The organism is Candidatus Hydrogenedentota bacterium (assembly GCA_019637335.1).
GTDB lineage: Bacteria > Hydrogenedentota > Hydrogenedentia > Hydrogenedentales > JAEUWI01 > JAEUWI01.
In genome coordinates, this window is record JAHBVV010000003.1 from 13,051 (window position 1) to 33,585 (window position 20,535).

The 20,535-nt window shown below is 66.2% G+C and carries 13 protein-coding genes; 3 read left to right on the plus strand and 10 right to left on the minus strand.

The features are described from left to right. Positions 1-11: 11 nt before the first annotated feature. Together KF886_05320 and KF886_05325 are read right to left on the minus strand one after the other, a co-directional pair. Positions 12-1,385 (minus strand): sigma-54-dependent Fis family transcriptional regulator, encoded by a 1,374-nt coding sequence (locus tag KF886_05320; GenBank protein ID MBX3176758.1) that lies wholly within the window; start codon positions 1,383-1,385, stop codon positions 12-14. A 73-nt stretch (positions 1,386-1,458) separates the two neighbouring features. Then, positions 1,459-1,836 carry a hypothetical protein gene (locus tag KF886_05325; GenBank protein ID MBX3176759.1) on the minus strand — a complete coding sequence of 126 codons (378 nt, stop codon included), beginning with the start codon at positions 1,834-1,836 and terminating at the stop codon, positions 1,459-1,461. A gap of 154 nt (positions 1,837-1,990) precedes the next feature. On the opposite strand from KF886_05325, the gene KF886_05330 reads away from it, so the two are divergent. Then, a complete protein-coding gene (locus KF886_05330; protein ID MBX3176760.1) occupies positions 1,991-2,254 on the plus strand; it encodes a hypothetical protein in 264 nt (87 codons plus the stop codon). A 50-nt stretch (positions 2,255-2,304) separates the two neighbouring features. On the opposite strand, the gene KF886_05335 is transcribed toward KF886_05330, so the two are convergent. The 5 genes from KF886_05335 to KF886_05355 all read right to left on the minus strand — a co-directional run bounded on the left by KF886_05335 (position 2,305) and on the right by KF886_05355 (position 11,845). Continuing rightward, complete coding sequence (locus KF886_05335; GenBank protein ID MBX3176761.1) at positions 2,305-2,775, minus strand: hypothetical protein; 471 nt, start codon at positions 2,773-2,775, stop codon at positions 2,305-2,307. Continuing rightward, a complete protein-coding gene (locus KF886_05340) occupies positions 2,776-4,014 on the minus strand; it encodes a glycosyltransferase family 4 protein (protein ID MBX3176762.1) in 1,239 nt (412 codons plus the stop codon). 37 nt (positions 4,015-4,051) lie between these two features. Further along, the gene (locus tag KF886_05345; GenBank protein ID MBX3176763.1) at positions 4,052-6,403 is read right to left on the minus strand and encodes a glycosyltransferase family 2 protein; all 2,352 of its coding nucleotides are present in this window, start codon (positions 6,401-6,403) and stop codon (positions 4,052-4,054) included. A 199-nt stretch (positions 6,404-6,602) separates the two neighbouring features. Further along, positions 6,603-11,195 (minus strand): S8 family serine peptidase, encoded by a 4,593-nt coding sequence (locus KF886_05350; protein ID MBX3176764.1) that lies wholly within the window; start codon positions 11,193-11,195, stop codon positions 6,603-6,605. Between the two features lie 215 nt (positions 11,196-11,410). Beyond that, a complete protein-coding gene (locus KF886_05355; protein MBX3176765.1) occupies positions 11,411-11,845 on the minus strand; it encodes a prepilin-type N-terminal cleavage/methylation domain-containing protein in 435 nt (144 codons plus the stop codon). Positions 11,846-12,246: 401 nt separating this feature from the next. Here KF886_05355 and KF886_05360 point away from each other — a divergent pair, with 401 nt between their 5' ends. After that, positions 12,247-15,261: a PQQ-dependent sugar dehydrogenase gene (locus KF886_05360; GenBank protein ID MBX3176766.1), complete on the plus strand. Its 3,015-nt coding sequence runs from the start codon at positions 12,247-12,249 to the stop codon at positions 15,259-15,261. Positions 15,262-15,632: 371 nt separating this feature from the next. On the opposite strand, the gene KF886_05365 is transcribed toward KF886_05360, so the two are convergent. Both KF886_05365 and KF886_05370 read right to left on the minus strand, forming a co-directional pair. Continuing rightward, the gene (locus KF886_05365; GenBank protein MBX3176767.1) at positions 15,633-15,905 is read right to left on the minus strand and encodes a HigA family addiction module antidote protein; all 273 of its coding nucleotides are present in this window, start codon (positions 15,903-15,905) and stop codon (positions 15,633-15,635) included. Positions 15,906-15,923: 18 nt separating this feature from the next. Then, positions 15,924-17,723, minus strand: a complete 1,800-nt coding sequence (locus tag KF886_05370; protein MBX3176768.1) for a DNA mismatch repair protein MutS — start codon at positions 17,721-17,723, stop codon at positions 15,924-15,926. A gap of 211 nt (positions 17,724-17,934) precedes the next feature. Between KF886_05370 and mgtE the strand changes: the two genes are divergently transcribed. Then, positions 17,935-19,308, plus strand: a complete 1,374-nt coding sequence (gene mgtE, locus KF886_05375; protein MBX3176769.1) for a magnesium transporter — start codon at positions 17,935-17,937, stop codon at positions 19,306-19,308. A 10-nt stretch (positions 19,309-19,318) separates the two neighbouring features. Here mgtE and KF886_05380 read toward each other — a convergent pair whose 3' ends face one another. Further along, complete coding sequence (locus tag KF886_05380; GenBank protein ID MBX3176770.1) at positions 19,319-20,497, minus strand: PD40 domain-containing protein; 1,179 nt, start codon at positions 20,495-20,497, stop codon at positions 19,319-19,321. Positions 20,498-20,535: the final 38 nt, after the last annotated feature.

A 20,535-nucleotide genomic window follows, 5' to 3' on the forward strand; every position in this document is an offset into this window, starting at 1 on the left:
CGGCCCGCGGGCTATTCCAGCCCGTATTTCTTGATCTTGTACTGGAGCGTGGTCCGCTTAAGGCCCAGGTGTTCGGCCGCCTTCGTCTTGTTCCAGCGGAACCGTTCCAGCGCGCCCTGGATCAGGTCGCTTTCCAGGCGGTCCGTCCGCTCGATGAGGGAACCTTCGTTGCGGGACGGCAGCGCGATCGGTATATCCGCGGGAACCGTCTCCAGGAGGTGCGGCGGCAACTCGTCGCGCGTGATGCTGTCGGACTCCGCCAGGACGACGGCGCGCTCGATCGTGTTCTCCAGCTCGCGGACGTTGCCGGGCCAGTCGTAATTCAACAGGATCCCCATGACTTCGTCGTCGACCTCCACCACTTCCTTGCCAAGCTCCAGCGAGAACTTCCGCAGAAAGTGATCCACCAGCAGCGGGATATCGTCGCGGCGGTCCTTCAGCGCGCTCACCTCAAGCGAGAAGACATTCAAGCGGTAGTAGAAATCCTCGCGGAATTTCCCTTCAGCAATCGCCTCGCGCAAATCCCGGTTCGTCGCCGCCACGATACGCACATCTATTTTCAGTGGTTCCGCGCCGCCCACGCGCTCCAGCTCGCCCTCCTGCAACACACGCAGGAGCTTCGTCTGGATTGCCGGGTCGATCTCCCCCACCTCGTCCAGAAAGAGCGTGCCCGTGTGCGCTTTCTCGAAGCGGCCCTCGCGCCGCTGCTCCGCGCCGGTGAAAGCGCCCTTCTCGTGGCCGAACAATTCGCTTTCGAGCACCCCCGGGGCGAGCGCCGCGCAGTTGAGGGCCACAAACGGGTTGTCCCGCCGCGAACTCGCCTCGTGAATCGCCCGCGCGACCAGTTCCTTGCCCACGCCGCTCGGTCCTGTGATTAAGACCGAACTGTTGCTGGGCGCGATCTTGATGATCAGCTTCATCAGCCGGCGGATCTGCGCGCTCGCGCCGATCATGTGCTGCACCGACGGATGAATCCAGGTCTGCGCGGAGGAAGCTGCCGAATTCGCCCGCCCGCGGATCAGCTTCTGCACCTTGCGCTCGATATCCGCCAGGCGGAACGGCTTGGTCACAAAGTCGTAGGCGCCCAGGCGCATCGCTTCCACCGCCGTGTCGATCGTCCCGTAGGCCGTCACGATGATTACGCCCGTATCCGGTGACACCGCCTTCGCCGCCCGCAGAACATCCAGCCCCGTGCCCTCGGGCATGTTCAAGTCGGAGATGATCACGTCGAAATGGGACGCGCCGAGGCGCGCGATCGCCTCATTCCCGTTGGAAGCCGTCTCCACCGTGAATCCGCTGTCCGCGAATGCGGCGTGGAGCATCTGGCGCATGTTGGGCTTGTCGTCGACGACAAGCAGCCGGTGTTTCGATAGATCACTATTCACAAATTTCTCGCTTTATCGCCACAGATTACCCCACACGAAGGGTACCACGTACCGGTCCGATTCGCAACACACATCAGTCGGAAAACAGGTCGTCAAACTTGCGCGACGGCTTCTCGGACGAAGACAGCCACGAATCCAGCGACTCGGCCTCGGGCGTGCCCTCCGGCGTCGTTTCGCCCAGCAGCCCGTCCAGCGCGGACCGATCGCCCGGGCGCGCGCCCAACTGCTCGCCATCGTCTCGAAATTCGAACTCGTCGCAGAAGTTGGCCCGCGACTTGTCGGCCACTTTCTCCGTGTCCGGGATGTAGCACTCGTTCGGATACCCCTTGCGGTGAAAGCGGCAGTTCCTGCAAGAATGGAGGTAGGCGTCGCAGCGCGCGCAGGTTTCCTTGACGGCGGGCTGCCGGAGCGAGCTCTCCCATGGCTGCTGGCAATTGAAACAGCGGTGCATGACGGCCTCCAGACCGCTATAGCGTACGGCCCGCATATGGGAAGAATCAACCATTTGTGAATGCGGCCCCGCCGGGTTGGGCAATACGGGCGCCCGTGGGGTACAATGCCGCCGGGCCGCGCGGGATGCGCGCAAAAACGGAGCCAAGGGATACATGGTCGACGAAGAATTGCTCAAGATACTGGTATGTCCGGAAAACAAGACTCCGGTGCATCTGGCGGATGCGGAACTGGTGGCCCGGGTGAACGCGGCGATCGAGGCCGGGACGTTGAAAAACCGCGCGGGCGAGAACGTGGACACGGCCATTGAGGGCGGCCTCGTGCGCGAGGACCGGGCCTACCTGTACCCCATCCGGGAAGACATCCCCGTCATGCTGATCGACGAGGGCATCCCACTCGCACAGATCAACGAAGCCTAATGAGGCGGGGCCGTGAATCCGCGCTCCGCCTCGGGTTCTGAGCCGCGCCGTTACCCTTCGGGCTTGCCGCGCCGGGCGGTTCCCAGGCGCGCGCGGAGATAGTCCCACTCGCCCCGGATCCGCTGCCCGAGGGGCGTCAAGAGGACCTGGGCCAGCGATCGCGACAGTCCGTAGAAGCGCCCGTCGACCGTGAAGCACCAGGCGCGGCCCGCGCCGCTGAGCCGCGCGAGCAGATTGAGCCGCGGGCTATCGAACATCACGACGATATGGCCGCAACGGGCCCGCCGCAGACGCCGGACCGTCACCAGCGCGCGCTTCATGGCGCCAAGGCCGGTTGCGGGCGGCAGGCGCAGGAACTCATCCGCGACGCCGGCAATGGCGCCGGGCGGAAAGCCGGCCGGGATGGCGGCGATGATCGTTTCGGAGGGATAGACCGCCCGGATGCGGCGCAGCATGCGCACGTAGTGCGGGCCGCTGCTGTAGAACGCGCAGATGCGCTCTGGATTGCGCCGCTTCGCCATCTACCCGCGCCTCCGCACCTGTTCGAACACCGGGTAGTACTTCCGCAGAATGATCTGCGACCACGTGTATTCCTCGTCGACCCGGTCCTGCGCGGCGATCCCCATCCGCAGGCGCAGCTCGGGATTGTCCAGCAGGATTTCCAGCTGCTTGGCGAGTTCGCCGGCATCGCCGGGTTCGAAGAGGAAGCCCGTCTGCATGTGGGACACGATCTCCCGCAGGCCGCCTGTCCGGCTCGCGCAGACGGGCCGGCCCGTGGCCATGGCCTCAATCGCCACCATGCCGAACGGCTCTTCCCAGACGCTGGGCACGGCGCAGATGTCCGCCTGCCGGTAGAGCGCCGGGAGCGCGCCGTGGGCATGCCACCCGACCGCGGAGACAAAGGCGGGAACAGGCGTTTCTTCGGGCAGCGTGACCTGAATCTGGAAATCCCGGCGGTGGGCCCAGAGGCGCTCCCCGGCCTCGGCGAGCACGGCGTAGCCCTTGACCGGATCCTCGGCCCGGCCCGTCATCAGGATGTGCTTCTTGTCCCGGGGGCTCTTGCGCGCGGGCGGCTCGAAGCGAAACTGCGACACGTCCACGCCCCCGGGGATGATATGGATGGTTTCGCAATACCAGCTCAGGAGGTCCCGCATGGTCTCGTTGTAGACAATGGCGGCGCGCAGTTTCTTGAGGTAATCGCGGCAGGCGGAGACGTAGTCCGGCGCGTAGGCCCGCGCCGCCAGATACTCCTGCGCCCAGGCGTGGGGGCGGCCCGAACGGATGTCCGGCTTCAGGTGGTCAAGCGCGCAGGCGCGGCAGGCGTCCCGGTCCTTCAGGAAATGCAGCGGGCAGGGGGCGCCGTCCTTGTAGTGCAGAATATCGCGCAGGCAGGCCATTTCGTAGGCGTAGTAGCGCGCCACCAGCGGGTAGTCCGCCAGCGCGAGGCCCACGTAGGGCTTCATGAGAAAGCCGTCGCCCAGGAACACCACGTCGGGGCGCCACAGGTCGACCGCCTCCCGGATCAGGCGCGGCAGCGTCTTGCGGGTAAAATCCCGGCGCGCCCCGGAGACGCCCAGCACGGGAAAGGGCAGGGCGCCGGTCTGGATGGACCCGCGTTCCCAGGAATGGGGATCGTTGACGAAGACCACCTGCACGTCGTGGCCGAGCCGGTGGAGGCCCGACGCCAGGTTGTAGAGGTCCACGTCGGCGCCGCCGTGCGGGGGCCAGGAAAAAAGCAGGTCTACGAGGGCGATACGCATGCCGCCATCCCGTATCCCGAGCACATTTCACAAGAATTCAACGCTGTTTCCCCGTGCCGTACCACTGGCTGCCGCCGTGGTCCAGGTGCAGCACGCCCAGACCCTCCAGGCGCGTCTCCGGCCCGTAGCGATCGACGATGGACTTGCTGAACAGCCAGTCGGATCCCTCGAAATGATCCAGTTCCGCGTAGCGGATCTCGTCAAAGACGCGCCGGCGGAAACTCTGGCAAAAACCCGGCGGGTAGCCTTCCGATTCGCGGCGCCGGTACTCGGGCGCCGCTTCCTGGAGCGTAGTATAGCGATCCTGGGGCGCAATGTCGCCCAGCAGCACGCCCGCGGTCGTCTCCGCGTCCAGCATGTAGCGGCCCTCGGGCGCGGCGAATACGGTGGCCCCGGGCAGCGCGTCCAGGCGCGTGAAGCAGTCCGGCGGCAGCAGAATGTCGGCGTCGAGCAGCGTGATCCATTCGCCGGTGGCGAGCGCGGCGCATTCGTTGATCATGAAGCCCTTCGCCCGGTCGCGATCGGCTGTAAAGGGAATGCGCCGGATGGCCAGCGCCGGGTAGCGCGCCTCCAGGCTGTCCAGCACGTCGTCCGTTGCGTCGATCCCCGGAACGTAGCCCACGATAACCTCCAGCGCGCCCGGCGCCAGGCCTTCCTGATGCGCCAGACAAAGCAGGGCGGCCTGAAGACGCCGCGCAAAACGGGTGCAGACGATCACCACCGAATGCCGGGCGGGCGGCGTTTCCGCCGCGGTCGCGCCTTCCCAGAGTTGCACGGTCTGCGTCACGATCTGCCCGTCCAGATTTACTATCGCCAGACGCGGCTCGGCCACGCTTCCAATGCGCTCGGGAACGCGATCCGTATCCCGAAATCCCGACGGCGCCACGGGGATGTCGTCCCGCAGCAGCACGTAGCGCCCCGCGCGGTCCACATGCAGCGCCAGGGTGTGGCCCGGCGCAATCATCGGGCACACGATCCGCGCGTGGCGTCCAAACGCGAAGCCAATGCGCGCGGCGATGCCGCCGCCGAAGGTCGCCGAGAGCGTAAACGGCGGCGAAACGCGCGCCAGCGGCGTGCTCACCAACTCCCCGGTGGAAAAGGAGAACCAGCGGACGGACGCCGGCATCCGGTCCGTGAAATGGTCTTCGATGGCGTAGCTTTCGGCCGGAATTTCGCGGTCGGGCGGCGTTTGGCGCAGGGTGCGCCGCGCGTCCTCCACAAGCGCCCGCCGGTGCGCCGGCAGCACGCGCCGCGCCGCATCCACGGCGTCGTACCACGCGGGAGCCTTCGCGCGAAACGCAAGCGGGCCGGTAATCGCGTCGCCCGGTATCGCCGATATCGCGGCGCCGGGAAAGGCCTGCTTGAAGACTTCCGACGGCCCGTCGCAAATGAGCCGCATGCGGCATGCGGCGCAGGCCGGCCCCAGCATGCGCGCCTGGGCCGCCCGGTATTCCGCCAGCCGCGCCTCGAGCGCGCTGGTGTCTTCCGGCAGGGGTTCGGGCCGCGGGCGCCGGATCCCGATCCAGCGCGTAAGCTTGTGCAGGAACCACACCCGGAACAGCGCGGCGTTCCGCTCCAGGATCCACGGCAGCACCGCGCGATCAATGGCGTTGTGAAACGACGCGCCTTCGGAAATCGCGATCTCGACCGTCTGGCCGGCGCGCCGGGGGGAAAGCGAAATCAGACGGCGCGCGAATTCCAGCGCGCCCGCGTGGTAGTGCTGGTGATGGGCGAGGCGCTGCGGCGTGTTCGATATGTACGGCCAGAGGTCCTCGGGGACACGGCAAAAGGGCACATCCGCCAGGTGCAGCTCCGGGCCACCGTGGGCAAGCGCACGCAAGAGCGCGATGGCGGCGTCAAGCACCTGAGACGCGACCGGCGGCCCCGCCGAAAGGCCCGGGGCGAAGCCACCGCCGAAGTATACGGTCAGCACGGACGCGTCTTGGAGAACGGACGGGAGTTCCGCGGCCCACGGCGCATCCAGCAGGCGTCCGGGAAGGTGCGCGCGAAAGGCGATCCCGTTCGCGGCGCACGCGTCGCGCCATCGCAACAACCCCGCCAGGTCCGGCGATTGCGGACACAACACGACGTCGAGCAGCCCCGCCGCCGCGAAGTCGCCGAGCGGGCCGGGATCGGCGGATGGATCGACGATGAGCGACAACTTGAGTCCCGCCAGCTTGGCCTCCTCCAGCAGCGGCAGGATCCGATCGGAAGCGGCGTCCGGCTCCCAGAGATCGGCCTTTTCCACGTGAAAGCGATCCGCGCTGTGACGCAGCCAGCGCCGCAGCGTGGTGAGGCCGATTACTGCGTCCCGGGCGCAGCGGGCGGAGACCAGGCCGCGAACCGGCGGCATGGCGGAGTAGGTAAGCTCGTCTTCAAGATCAGGCACGGCAGGTCTTGCGTTGCGATATTGGCCCTGGGGAACGCGGCCGCGGAATACCCCCGCGGCCCGGCGGGGGCATGATGCGTGGCGCGCGCGCCGGATTGCAACCCGGCAACCGGGCGCGCCACTTCGCGGGCGGCCTTACAAGCGCCCACACAAGTTAACCCCCGCGATTCCGGGACATCGTCAATCGCACGGAATGCAATCAGTTCCTCCGCCAGCCAAAGATCACCATAAGCGCCAGCCCGAGCAGGAACGCATCGCCCAGGAAACGCTTCCACGATTCGGCTTGTTTCCCGAACGCGCAACCCGAGGGCGCCGGTGGGTTCACCACCGCATCCAACTCCGCCGCGGTAAGCAGACCATCGCGATTGGTATCCCAACGCTGGAAAATCTGCTGTGTAAGCAACGGCTGCAACGCGCGGGCTTCTTCCAGACTCAGGAACCCGTCGCCATTCGTATCGGCGGCGGCAAACCCGGCCAACAACGCGCGGGCCATGTCCTCGGGATTCGTTTCACCTTCACCCTCACCCTCGCCTTCGCCTTCGCCTTCGCCTTCGCCTTCGCCTTCGCCTTCGCCTTCACCCTCACCCTCACCCTCGCCCTCGCCCTCGCCCTCGCCCTCGCCCTCGCCCTCGCCCTCGCCCTCGCCCTCGCCCTCGCCCTCGCCCTCGCCCTCGCCCTCGCCCTCACCCTCACCCTCACCCTCACCTTCACCTTCACCTTCACCTTCACCTTCACCTTCACCTTCGCCTTCGCCCTCGCCCTCGCCCTCACCCTCGCCTTCACCCTCGCCCTCGCCTTCACCTTCACCCTCGCCTTCACCCTCGCCCTCGCCCTCGCCCTCGCCCTCGCCCTCACCCTCGCCCTCGCCCTCGCCCTCGCCTTCGCCTTCGCCTTCGCCTTCGCCCTCGCCCTCGCCCTCGCCCTCGCCTTCACCTTCACCTTCACCTTCACCTTCACCTTCGCCTTCACCTTCACCTTCACCTTCACCTTCACCTTCACCTTCACCTTCACCTTCACCTTCACCTTCACCTTCACCTTCACCTTCGCCTTCACCTTCACCTTCACCTTCACCTTCACCTTCGCCCTCGCCTTCGGCGGCGGTATTTACGACCAACACGGCATCGCCGGGACCGGCGGCCGGCGCCGGGTTGCCCACGGCATCCACCGCCGTACCCGCGGCCACCGAAACCTGAAGCGTTCCGTTGCCGGATAACATCGAAAGGGTGATAACCGCGCCCGTTGTATCCAGCACGTCCACCTCGACCAATCCCGCCACGGCTGTGTCGGTCGCGTGTACGGTTACGCCGCCCGGGTCAAGCGTCACGAGGGCCGCATCGAAGTACGACACCGCGAAGTGGACGGGGCCCAGGTCGGTCTCCGCGACATCGGGCGCGCCGATTTCAACGCCCGGCCCGGTCAAATCGATGGTCAATTCTCCGGTAGTGGCGTCTACGGCGGAGTTCCCGAGGGGGTCCGTGGCCGTCGCCACAACGTCATATACGCCCTCGCCCAGCGGGTCCAGAAGCGAGCCGTCCAAGGTCCAGACGCCGGTCCCGCCATTCACGGCGGCCAATCCAGCCTGGCCGCCCACCGCGATTTCCACCACGGCGAGGGGATCGTCCACGGCGCCGCTCAGATCGGGCGTCGTGGCGTTGGTGAGCAAGGTGTCCACGGTGACGATCGGCGCGGCCGTGTCGATCTCAAGTTCGGCGACGCCCGTGTCGGTTCCCATGTTGCCGGCGGAATCCGTGGCGACCGCCACCACATCATAAACGCCGTCGGCGAGCGCGGTCAGCACATTGTCGGCCAGGGTCCACGTTCCATCGCCGCCGTTGGTCGCGGAAAGCCCGTTCTGGGCCCCCACGCTGATCGCCACGGTCGCGTCCGGATCGTCAATCGTTCCGGTGAGTGGCGGCGTGTTGTCACGCGTACTCAGGGCGTGTACCGACACGGCGGGCGGCGTGTTGTCAATTATCACGGCGGCGCTCGTCACGCTGGCCGCAAGCGGATTTCCCGCAGTGTCGGCGATATCGGAAAGCAGGCTCGCGGAAACCCGCGCCTCGCCATCGCCGCTGACGCCCGTAATCTCGAGGGTGTAGGTCTGCGGGCCGCCGCCGATAAGTACGCCGGTGCTGGCGGCGGTTCCCGACATCGTCAACGTGATGTCGCCGGCACTTTCAAAATTCGTAACGGGTTCGCTGAACACCACGGTGAACGCCAGAAGGGACGCATTCGTCGGGCTCGTGGTCACAGGCGTTATTTCCGTTACCTCGGGGGCGCTCCGGTCCACGGTGTAGCTCTCGTCGCCCGCTCGGCCCATCGCCAGCGCGTTCCCCGCCGCGTCAATGATCGTTGCCAGGTTCGCGTCCAGATCCACCGTCAGCGAGCCCGCGCCCGCCGCCGTGTTCACGGTCACCGTCCAGTTCTCGCCCGAACCGCCCACCGACGCGACCGTGGCTCCGGCTTGATCGTCCGTACCCGCGACGCTGAAGTTACTCGTCGCCACGCCGGTCACCGATTCCTCGAACGACACCGCAAACGTCACTTGCGTGGCATTCGTCAGTTCGCCCGCCGGGGTCAGCCGCGCGATCTCCGCCACTTCGGGCGCGATCCGATCCACCGTGTAGCTCTCGTCGCCCGCCCGGCCCATCGCCAGCGCGTTCCCCGCCGCGTCTTCGATCGACGACAGGTTCGCGTCCAGATCCACCGTCAGCGCGCCGGCGCCCGCCGCCGTGTTCAATGTCACGGTCCAATTCGCTCCCGAACCGCCCACCGACGCGACGGTCGCCCCCGATTGATCGTCGCTCCCGTCCACACTGAAGTTGTTCGTCGCCACCCCCGTCACCGACTCGTCGAATGCCACCGCAAACGTCACCTGTGTGGCGTTTGTCAGTTCGTCCGCCGGCGTCAGGCGCGTTATGCCCGTCACCGACGGCGCAACGACATCCACCTGCAGCGCCGCAACGGCGTCGAGCAGGCCGAACCCCGCGTTGCTGTCCGGGCTGCCGAATTGCGATGCCGTGCCGGTCAAAGCGGCATAAACATCGGCTGGTGTAAAGGACGGGTTCGCCTCCAGCACGAGCGCGCCGATGCCCGCCGCATAGGGACACGCCATGCTGGTGCCCGTTTTGATGTAATAATTCGCGGGCCCGCTCCCGTTCAGATTCAAACCGTCGTTGTCGATGATGAAGGCGTCCACGGCGGACAGTGATCCGACGGAATCCCGCGCGGAGATGGTGGCCGCGCCGGGCGCGACGATATCGGGTTTTATCACGCCGTCTACCCGCGGCCCGAGGCTGCTGAAGGGCGCCAGGGTATCCACCGTAAAGGTGCTGAACTGGAAGCCGCTGCCCTGGTAATTCGTCCAGGTCTTCCGCTGCGTCCACGCCCCCACGGCGATGGCGCTGTCGGCCAGGGCGGGGGTGGCGATGGTGTAGGCGGGGTCCGGGCTGTCAAAGGTCGCCTGGTTCAAGCCGGAGACCTGGAACAGGTGTACGAGCGGGACCGTTCCGCTGGCCGCGCTGTTTGTCAGGGCAAACGCGTAGGACTTGGAAGCCCCCGCCGCGACATTCGGCGTCAAAACGTAGCGCTGGCCCTCCGTGCCGCGCGCGCTGAAGCTGCTGAAGGCCAGCGTCAGGCTTTCGCCCGCGCCCAGGTTGGTGCAGCTCAGGGCGATGTTGCTGTCGCCGGGCGCGCCGTCGATCCAGATAACCCGCACGGAAATGGGGCTGTTCAAGGTCGACACCCCGGCGGTGTTGTCGACGGTAAAACCGAAGCTGCTGGTCGTGCTGCTGAGCGGCGCGGTCACCGAATCGTGCCAGCCCTTAGTCTGGTCGTTGCCCGCGGCGACAAAACAGGTCATCCCGGCGGCCACGGCCGCGTCGATCGCCTGGCTGGCCGCGTCGGAACCGTCCTGGAAGACGCCCACGCCGCCGTAGCTCATCGTGAAGATGTCGCAGCCCACCGCCAGCGCCCGGTCGATGGCCTCGATTTCGTCCGCTTCCGACGCGCCCGCCGTGGTGTCGTTGCCGATCTTGTAGAAATAGAGCTCCGCCGCGGGCGCGGATCCGACATACCGTCCCCCCGAAAGCGTCCCGCGCCCCAGCGCCGAACCGGTCACGTGCGTGCCATGATCCGAAACCGTATTGGAGACGTTTGTGCCCCAGTTCGATATCCCGACGCCGTCCGTGACATCGAACTGCTCCACCGGCGTTGGAAAGTCGGCGTGGGTCAGATCAATTCCGGAATCGGCGACGGCGATCTTGATGCCGGACCCCGTTCGCGCCGTCACGCCGGCGCCCGCGTGCACGTCGCCGACCCGCGTGAAGTCTCCCGCCAGATCGTTGAGCGGGTAGTGTTGGAATTCCACGCTTTCAAGCCGGACGATGCGCGTGCTCGAATCCACCCGCGGCAGACTGGCATACGGCACGGTTGCGAGGTAGTAACCGTGCGGGTGCTTGCCCGGCACGGGCGGCACATACACATCGTGCACCACGATCCCCGCCGCCGCAAGATCGGCTTTGGCGGCATCATCAAGCGGCGCATCCACGTAGAGCGCGCACTCTTCCGCGTCCAGCGCCTGCCCTTCCAGTCCCATCGCCCGGAGTATCCCGGCCTGGGCCGGCCCCGACATGGCCGCGGCTTCGGCCTTTTCGATTTGCCGCGCGCGGATTTCCCCGGAAATCTTCGGCATCCCGGGCGGCAATTCCTGCGCATGGAGATAACCGCTGGGCGGGATGGCTCCACACGATACGATCAGGACGGACAACAGAAACGCATGGAAACGGTTCATGGGCGCCTCGGAAATGGAATGCGGTGCTAATCGACCCAACGGCCTCCCCAATGCAGGCCGTGTACCGGATCAGAATAATTCAACGCCGCGAAAAAGGCAATGCCCCCGATTCCATGCCCCCGATACCATCCACCCTGGCCCGAAAAGAAAGGGCGCGCGCCGGACCCTGGGGCCCGGCGCGCGCCGCACGTAATCAGTTGGCTGGGTAGGTGGGGTTATTCGCCGATCGGGGCGTCCGCCGACGTGGCGTCCGCGCCGTTCGCGAAGCGGATTACGCCGCTCGCGTCGGTGAAGAAGCCTTTGCTGCCGGTCGTTCCGTAGGCCGCCGCGTTGGCGTTGGCGGTGAAGTTGTTGCCGTCTCCGCCGAGCACGAAGTTGTAGCCGCTCTTGGTGGTGCCGTCCCAGGTGCCGTCCAGGAACGGGGGGGTGGCGCCCGTCAGGTCGGCGAACTGGGCGGTATATACGTAGTTGGCGGCGTGATAGGCCACTTCCGAGCCGACGATGGTGCGCAGGTTGCCAATGGCGCTGGACTCATTCGACTGCATCCGGGAACGGAGCAGGTTGGGAATGGCGATGGCCGCGATAATCGCGATAATGGCGACCACGATCATCAATTCAATCAACGTAAACCCTTTGTTCGACTTTTTCATGTGCACGTCCTCCAGTTGGTGGTGATTGTTAAGATCTGTTTGCACGGGGGCGGCGCCGACGCCGCCCGCACGCTGTTTTCAACTGTTGAGTAGCGTAGGGCAAGGGCCGTGCCAACTCAGCTTTCGGCGGCGAACAATGCCCGCAACCATCTATGTATTAATTACTTACGAATATGCACTGTCGCGACGAATGCACCCCAACCTCTCGCAATTGTGTACATTTTGCGAAGGATTGTGACAAAAATTGTCGTGAGCAGAGGGCGCGCCTGTGACAGCGAGCCGAACCGGCTTGACACCGCGCGCTTCGGTGGGCCCATTGACTGCCGGGATGCATTGCCCATCGCGATGGGGTACACTACCGCCTTCGTGAGTCAACGGTGATCCAAGCAGGGGATACTTCGATGCGAATTCATGCTCTTTTTGGCGCGGCGGTTCTCGCGGCGGCGCTTTTGGCGGTTTCGGAGGCGCACGCGCAACGGGACCCCGACGCGGCGCTCGGCGCGCTCAAGCCGGGGGAGGGGCTGGCGGTTTCGCTGTTTGCCGCGGAAGACGACCTGGTCAACCCGACGGCTATCGATATCGACGCGCAGGGGCGGGTGTGGGTGACGGAGGCGGCGAACTACCGGCTTTTCAAGCATCCGGCCGTGCGCGCGCAGGGCGATCGCGTCCGCGTGCTTGAGGACACCGATGGGGACGGCCGGTGCGACAAGGCCACGACGTTCTACGAGGATCCCTCGGTGCAGGCCCCGCTGGGCATTGCGGTGATCGGGGAGCGCGTGTACATCTGCCAGAGCCCGGAGCTCTACTACCTCGAAGATACCGACGGGGACCTGAAGGCGGACAAGAAAACGGTCGTGCTGACGGGTTTCGGCGGCGTGGATCACGATCACGCGATTCACGGGGCCATGATCGGGCCGGATGGGTTGATTTACATGACCGTGGGCGACGGCGGGTTCGACGTAACGGACGGTTCGGGCAACCGGATAGTCGCGGGCAAGGGGGGCGAGCAGCCGGAATACGACGCGGCGACGGTCCTGCGCGTGGACCTGGAGGGGAACCGGCTGGAAGTGCTGGCCGAGGGAATGCGCAATCCCTACGAGCCGGCGGTGAGTTCGTTCGGGACGGTTTTCGCCTCCGACAACGACGACGACGGCAACGAGCAGGTCCAGATCAACTACGTGATGGAGGGGGGGCACTACGGTTACTGGCCGCGCCGCCAGGGCGATCGCCGGCTGGATGAGGTGCACTGGAACAAGGACCGTCCCGGGGTGATGCCGAACATGATCCGCACGGGCTTCGGTTCGCCGACGGGCCTGTTGTTTTACGAGGGTGAATCCTTGCCCGAACGCCTGCGCAACACGCTGATCCACGCCGACGCCGGGCCGGGCGAGATCCGGTCCTACCGGCCCATGGCGGCGGGCGCGGGTTATCGCGGGGAGACGGAGGTCATCCTGTCCGCCCCCGAGGACAAATGGTTCCGCCCCAGTGATGTGTGCGCGGCGCCGGACGGGTCAATATTTGTCGCGGACTGGTACGACCCCGGCGTGGGCGGCCATAATATGGGGGACACGTCGCGCGGGCGCATTTACCGTCTGGCGGCGAAGGACACGGTCTACACGGCGCCGCCGCTGGACCTGCGCACCGAAGAGGGGCTTGTGGAGGCCTTCCGCTCGCCCAACCTTGCGCGTCGCTACCTTGCCTGGCGCGTGCTTCAGGGGGAACTGAAAGGGCCCGAGGTTCCGCTGCTGCACCGGCTCTACCAGGATTCACGCCCCGAGATCCGCGCCCGCGCGCTCTGGCTGCTGGCTCGGGAGGAGAACCACGGCCGGGAAACGCTGCTTGAAGCGGCGCGGAATGAATCGGTGGCCTTTCGCGTGCTTGCGGTGCGGCTGCTGGCCGATCGTGGCGGCGACGCGCTTTTTGAAGCGGATTGGCTATTGCGCGATCCGGAGCCGCCTGTGCGCCGCCAGATTCTGGTGGAATTGCGCGAATTTGAGGCGTCCGAAACGCGGGACGAGTGGTTGCTGGCGCTCGCGCTCCAATACGACGGGCGGGACCGGTTCTACCGCGAGGCGATCGGGCTGGCCTTTGCGGGCCGCGAGGCCTGGGGATTCGAACGCCTGGCGGAGGCGCTCGGCGAACGGTGGGACGAGCGCCTGGCGGGGCTGGCGCTGCAATTGCACCCGCCGGAAGCGCTTCCCCTCGCCGAGGCGGCGCTCCGGAATGAAATGCTGGGAAGCACCCCGCGAAAGGCCGCGCTCGACGTCATCGACGCGATCGGCACGGAAGAGGCCGGCGCCCTGCTGGCCGCGCAGGTGCTGGAGCCGGCGGATCCGGAGCTCTGGAACCACGCCCTGCGCCATCTGGGCCGGAACGCGGGCCTCGACTGGGCGGCTGCGGCGGAAGGGGCCGCGTTTGACCGGGCGCTGGTGGACGCGCTGGCCGACCCGGAGCGATCCAGGGCGGTTTGGGCCTACGTTTCCGATACGGGCCGCCAGAGCCTTGCGCCGATGCTCGTCGCGCGGGCGCTCGACGTGGATGAGACCAACCCGGATCGCCTGAAGGCGCTGGAGGGGCTTGCGGTTGTCGCGCCGAAGGTCGCGCCGGAGAACGCCGCCGCGCTTGCCGAGCAGGTGGCGCTGTTGCTGCGGGGCGAAGACGAATCGTTTCACGGGCCGGCGGTGGAGGCCATGCAGGCGTTTCGCGGCGCCGCGAGCCAGGCCCTGCTGCTGGCGCACCTGAAGGACGCCGAGCAACCCAAGCCGATCCGGGCCACGATTGCGCGGCGGCTCGCCAACACGCAATCCGGCGCGCTGGGTCTGCTCGGGCTGGTTGAGGCGGGGGAATTGCCCGGCGATCTCGAGCGCGACGTGCGCGAAGCGGTCCACGCCAGCCCGTATGACGACGTGCGGATGATGGCGCAGCAGTTGCTCCCGGCCGAGCGCGCGGCGGACGGGGCCGCGTTGCCGCCCCTGGCCGAACTCGCCGCCATGGGGGGCGATCCCCGGCGCGGGCGCACCATTTTCTTCAGCGAGGACGCCGCCCAGTGCCACCGTTGCCACGAAGTCGGCGAGGAGGGCCGCGAAGTGGGGCCGGACCTGACCGTGATAGGCCAGAAGCTGGGCCGGGAGGGCCTGCTGGAGTCGATCCTCTACCCGAACGCGGCCATATCGCACGAGTACGAGGTGTGGATCCTGGAGACCGAATGGGAGGGGCTGCTCAGCGGCTTCATCGTCGGCGAGGACGACAACGCGGTGCAGCTGATGGACGCGAGCGGCGCTGTCAAGCCGATCAAGAAGGAAGAAATCCTGGACCGGCGCAAGAGCAAGACGTCCCTGATGCCCACGGGGCTTGCGGCGGCGATGTCCGCGCAGGATCTCAGCGATCTGGTTTCGTACCTGGAGACGTTGAAGTAGGGAGCGACCATTCAGCCGTCTGTAGCATCAATGTGCCGGAAGACCAGTACGTGATCCGGTAAGCTGCGGGGAAGCACAAGACTTCATAGGATCGTTGCGTTTGTGAAATGACCCCGCTCCCCATTCCATTCCGGTTTTGGGGACGCGGGAATTCTATTCCATGCCAGCCATGCTCGCCGAATGCCGAAGCGGGCGTTGCCGCAGGCAAGGAATGCCTAACGTCCTGAGGCGGCGGAATTATGGAGGCGGGCGGTGGGTGCTGGTGGTTTTTGGTGGCGGCGGGTCAGGCAGGGATGCCTAACCTCCTGAGACGGCGGGACGTCGGAGACTATTCCTGCTCGCTAATTCAGGCGGTCAAAATGTTACGTCTCTTAGCATTTCGGCAGCCGATTGCGCCGGGCGAGGCGGAGCTCGTAGTCCTTTTGAAGGTTCATCCAGAAATCCGCGCTCATGCCGAAATAGAGTGCAAAACGCAGCGCCATTTCGGCCGTGATCGCCCGCTTTCCATCAATAATATTCTTAATTGCCGTGCGATCCACGCCGATGGCGCGCGCGAACGCACCGGGCGTGACGCCGAGCCCATCGAGAAAATCTTCCTTGAGCAAAATGCCGGGGTGCTCAATCTCAAGCTGGTTGTTTGTCATGTGCGGTCTCCGCTGCTCCTATTTCGCTTCGGGCAGGAGGCCCAGGTTGGCCATGAGCTGGAGGGCGTTGCTGTGCTCGACCACGCCGGGGCGCATGGTGTAGTCGAAGATGAGCTCGCTCCCTTCCAGGTGGTCGGAGAAGTGGACATTGGCGGCGGCCTCGCCCATTGCGTCGGCGGCTTTCGTGAGGGCGAGATCGTGCGTGGTGACAAATCCGATCGCGCCGCGCTCGACGAAGGAGCGCACCAGCGCCTCCGCGCCCACCTGCCGGTCGTGCGAGTTGGTGCCGTGCAGGATCTCGTCGAGCAGGAACAACACGGGAATGTCGCGCGAGATGAGGTCCGATACGGCCTTGAGGCGCTGGAGCTCGGCGTAGAAACGGGAAACGCCGCTCTGGATGGAGTCCTGCACGCGCAGCGTCGCGCCGATCTGGAAGGGCGTGAGGCGCATGGATCCGGCGGCGACCGGCGCGCCCAATTGCGCGAGCACCACGTTGATCCCCACCACGCGCAGGTAGGTGCTCTTGCCGGACATGTTCGAGCCGCTGACGATGGTGATGCGGTGAGCCCCGCCGAGCGTCACGCCGTTGGGCACGCAGACGCCGGGTTTCAGCAGGGGATGCCGGAGCGCCTTTCCTTCCAGCAGGGGCTCGCCCTCCACGATCTCCGGATACGGGTAGTCCGGGTGCTCCCAGGCGAAGGCGGCCAGGGACAGCAGGGCCTCGAATTCGCCGACCGCCGCGAGCCAGTCGGGGAGGTGGCGGCCCCAGCGGAGGCGCCAGGACTCGATTGCGAACGCGAAATGCACGCTCCACATGAGCAGCAGGGAGACGGGGAAGAACAGCTGGTTCATCTGCAGGTTGAAGAGGTAGACCAGCCGCTCCAGCTGGCGTATGCGCGCGGCGGCGTCCTTGCCATCCTCGGTGAGCCGCTCGCGGATGGAGCGCAGCACGGGGGCCTCAAACTGTTCGGCGCCGAGTCGGTCCAGCAGGTGGATCAGGACGCGCAGCTCCCGTTCGGGCTCCTCGACGGCCATGAGCACGCGCACGGCCCGTTTGGCGGTGGTGCCGAGCAGCAGCAGCTGAATCGTGAACAGGATGAGGAACGGGAAACCGATGTTCCACTGGATGAAGACGAGCAGGGCCAGAACGGTTGCCACGGTGAGCGCGAGATAGCCGCGCGGGGCCCAGCCGCCGGTAAGCTCGGCGGGGCGGACCGACCAGCGGGCCAGCGTGCTTCCCCGTACGGCGCCGCGCACATCGAGCCCGAGGCGGGCGAGGTCCTCCCGCAGGTCCAGCCGGGGCGCCAACTCGCGAACGGCCTCCTGGCGCGCGCGGATGTCCGCCGCCGCCTGCGGGCGTTGCATCCAGCCGGCCAGCCGCGTGCGGCCCGATGCGGTTTGGGCCTGGCACAGCAATTCGAAAAGGGAGGCGGGGCCGAAGAGGTCGAGATCGGGCGCGTACGGGTGGTCCCGCTCCTGTGCGGCGACATCCTGTACGCCGTCGCCCGGCCAGTCGCCCGCGATGCGGCGGAGTCCCTTCTCGTAGTAACCGACCGCGGCATCCGCGCGGGCGCGCCCCCGGGCGACGGATTCGTGCCGGACCGCCAGGGCGACAAATCCGGCGATAGGCAGGAGCAACCACGCGGGGTGCATGCTTCCCCAGAAAGCGAGGCCGGCCATCAGCGCGGCCAGCAGAAAGACGGCGAGGCGCAGGTTGGCGATGCGATCGAAGCGGGCGTCAAAGGCGTCGCGGGCGGCTTTCCGGGCGGCCAGGCGCTCGGAATACGCCGCGGCGGGATCGTGGGGTATGTTTGGCATAGGACCTTTCAACGGGGCGCGCCGGAAGGGAATCCCCCAGCGTTCGGGCGGGCCCGGGCGCCCATAGTGGCGCAGTGTGGGCCATATTCGCAACTCCCCGGCGACTTTTTCGTTTTTTTTATGCGCCTGTTGTATGCTGTGTGGCCCCGTCCCGGCGCCCTTCCGGGATTGCAGCATTTTCCGTATCCCAAACCCCGCTGGAAACCGAATCATGGATGATCGCACGTCGACCGATATCGATGAAACCCGCGAGCAACTGGCCACCATCATGGAAGGCGGCAATGTCGAGGCGCTGGAACAGTTGCTGGAGACCATGCCCTCGAACGATCTGGCGTTTGCGCTCTCCCGGCTCTCCGAGGAAGACCAGTCCAGGGTCCTGACGACCATTTCGCCCGAGGACGCCGCCGATATCCTCGAACAACTGCCGAGCGCGCAGGCCGTCGATTTGATCGAGCAACTCGCGCCGGACCAGGCCGCCGACATCATCGACGAGCTCCCGAGCGACTCGCAGGCGGACCTTATCGCCGACCTGGCGGATCACCGCGCCGAGGCGATTCTGGCGCACATGGACCCCGAGGAGGCCGCGAACGCGCGCCAGCTCCTGCAATACGACGATGATGTGGCCGGCGGGCTGATGGTGACGGAGTACCTGGCCTATCCGCTGGAGGCCACCGTGAAGGACGTCATTGATGACTTCGCGGATCGCGGCGACGAGTACCGGGACTACGATATTCAGTACTCGTACATCGTCGACCCTCGCGGGCGGGTCAAGGGGGTCTTGCGCATCCGCGATCTGCTGATGGCGCGGAGATCGACGCCCGTCAAAGAGATCATGATCAAGGATCCCGTCTATGTCCACGACGACATGGAGCTCGACGATCTGGAGGATTTCTTCGACCAACACCGGTTCCTCGGCGTGCCGGTGGTCGATGAGAACGAGCGCCTGATCGGCATCGTGCAGCGTTCCGCGGTCCAGGAAGCGCTTGCGGAGCGCCGCGACGACGACTACCTGAAGGCGCAGGGTATCGTGGGCGGCGAGGAGTTCCGGACGATGCCGCTGCGGGTTCGCTCGACGCGCCGGCTCTCCTGGCTGAGCATCAATATCCTGCTTAACGTGCTCGCCGCGAGCGTAATCGCGATATTTGAAGAAACGCTGACCGAGGTAATCGCCCTGGCGGTGTTTCTGCCCATTATCAGCGACATGGGCGGCGGAAGCGGCATGCAGGCCGCGGCGGTGAGCGTACGGGAGCTCTCGCTGGGCCTCGTGCGACCCACCGAATTGATCCGGGTCTGGCTGAAAGAGGTTTCTGTTGGCATCGTCACCGGAATCGCTCTGGGATTGCAGATTGGGATCGTCGCCTGGTTGTGGAAAGGGAACGCGTACCTTGGACTTGTCGTGTGCGTCGCACTCTGCCTTAATACCGTTATTTCCGTATCCTGCGGCGGTCTCCTGCCGCTTGTCATGAAGCGCCTGGACATCGACCCGGCCATTGCGGCTGGGCCCATCCTGACCACGATCACCGATATGTGCGGGTTCTTCCTTGTACTCGGCCTGGCGACGCTGATGCTGGACAAGCTGGTGTAGGTGTAGGGCGTCAGGCGATGGGCGGGCGCCAGTGGGCCCACATCGCGCCGTGGCCTTGGGGGACCTGGGTGATTTGGGTGGCTTCGCCGCCGGGTGCCGGCATGACGTAGAGCTGCCGGGTTCCGGTTTGGGTGGATCCAAAGGCGAGCATCTTGCCGTCGGGCGAAGGTTTCGGGTGGTAGTGGGTGAAGCCGGGCGCGGATTCCGTGAGGCGCGTGACTTCGCCGCCGAGGGTGACGTGCATGAGTTCGATGGCCTCGCCGAACCGGCGCGTATAGTAGACGCCTTTGCCGTCCGGCGCCCACACGGGCACGTCGCTGCTGCCGCCGTGGAAATCGTAGACGTCGTAGACCGTGGTGACGCCGGAATAGCCGCCGCGATCCGCGAGTTTGCGGAAATCCGATCCGTCGGGGCGGACGATGCAGGGGTGGCAGTTGTAGTGTTCGCCGGAGACGAACATCAACCATTGGCCATCGGGCGACCACTGGGGGACGAAGTTGAAGGGGTTGCCGGTCTCGATTTTCCTGGCGTCTCCACCGCCCGCGTCCGCCACGTAGACCTGGTAGTCCTTGTGGTAGGCCACGTAACGGCCATCCGGCGAGGCGCTGAGCCCGTAGGTAAAGGCCGCGTCGCCATCGGTCATGTCCTTCTTGTTGCGCCCGTCGCGGTCCATCTGAAAGGGGTGGGAGACGCCATTGATCAGCGCGGTGAACGCGAGCTTGTCGGACCCGGGCAAGAAAACGATGCCGGTGTTGTATTCGCTGACGCGCTCGACGGCGGTGAGGTTTACCAATGCGCTCGTGGCGAGGTCCAGGGTATACATGTCGAAGCGCCACCCTTCGGTCATGCGGAAGGTCTTGTGCTCCTCCTCCCAGGTGGCGTTTTCGGGGTCCTCCCAGCCCTGCCCGAGGAGGGCGAGCGCGCCATCGGGCGACCAGCCCGCAAACTGGGTCCAGGTGTTCTCCTCGGCGGCCAGTTCGGGCGCCAGCTCGCGGCGGACTGTTCCATCCGCCCGCACGATGCACGCGCGGGAGGTGACCTGGTTTGCGTGGCGGGCCGGCAGGTTGGCGCGGTATTCGGTATAGCCGATCAGGGGCGCCGGGGATTCCGCGGCGTATGCGCGGGCAGCGCCGAGAGCCAGCGCGGAAGCGCCCAGAAACACGCGGCGGGAAATAGGGATAGGCGGCATGATGGGCGGGCTCCGTGGCGGTTGATGGGTTTGGCGCC

Excerpts from the sequence above, each read along its gene's own strand:
- KF886_05330 (MBX3176760.1), top strand. The coding sequence starts at position 1,991 with ATGGTCGACGAAGAATTGCTCAAGATACTGGTATGTCCGGAAAACAAG.
- KF886_05370 (MBX3176768.1), bottom strand. The coding sequence starts at position 17,723 with ATGCCAAACATACCCCACGATCCCGCCGCGGCGTATTCCGAGCGCCTG.
- KF886_05335 (MBX3176761.1), bottom strand. The coding sequence starts at position 2,775 with ATGGCGAAGCGGCGCAATCCAGAGCGCATCTGCGCGTTCTACAGCAGC.
- KF886_05350 (MBX3176764.1), bottom strand. The coding sequence starts at position 11,195 with ATGAACCGTTTCCATGCGTTTCTGTTGTCCGTCCTGATCGTATCGTGT.
- KF886_05365 (MBX3176767.1), bottom strand. The coding sequence starts at position 15,905 with ATGACAAACAACCAGCTTGAGATTGAGCACCCCGGCATTTTGCTCAAG.
- mgtE (MBX3176769.1), top strand. The coding sequence starts at position 17,935 with ATGGATGATCGCACGTCGACCGATATCGATGAAACCCGCGAGCAACTG.
- KF886_05325 (MBX3176759.1), bottom strand. The coding sequence starts at position 1,836 with ATGCACCGCTGTTTCAATTGCCAGCAGCCATGGGAGAGCTCGCTCCGG.
- KF886_05340 (MBX3176762.1), bottom strand. The coding sequence starts at position 4,014 with ATGCGTATCGCCCTCGTAGACCTGCTTTTTTCCTGGCCCCCGCACGGC.
- KF886_05360 (MBX3176766.1), top strand. The coding sequence starts at position 12,247 with ATGCGAATTCATGCTCTTTTTGGCGCGGCGGTTCTCGCGGCGGCGCTT.
- KF886_05380 (MBX3176770.1), bottom strand. The coding sequence starts at position 20,497 with ATGCCGCCTATCCCTATTTCCCGCCGCGTGTTTCTGGGCGCTTCCGCG.
- KF886_05355 (MBX3176765.1), bottom strand. The coding sequence starts at position 11,845 with ATGAAAAAGTCGAACAAAGGGTTTACGTTGATTGAATTGATGATCGTG.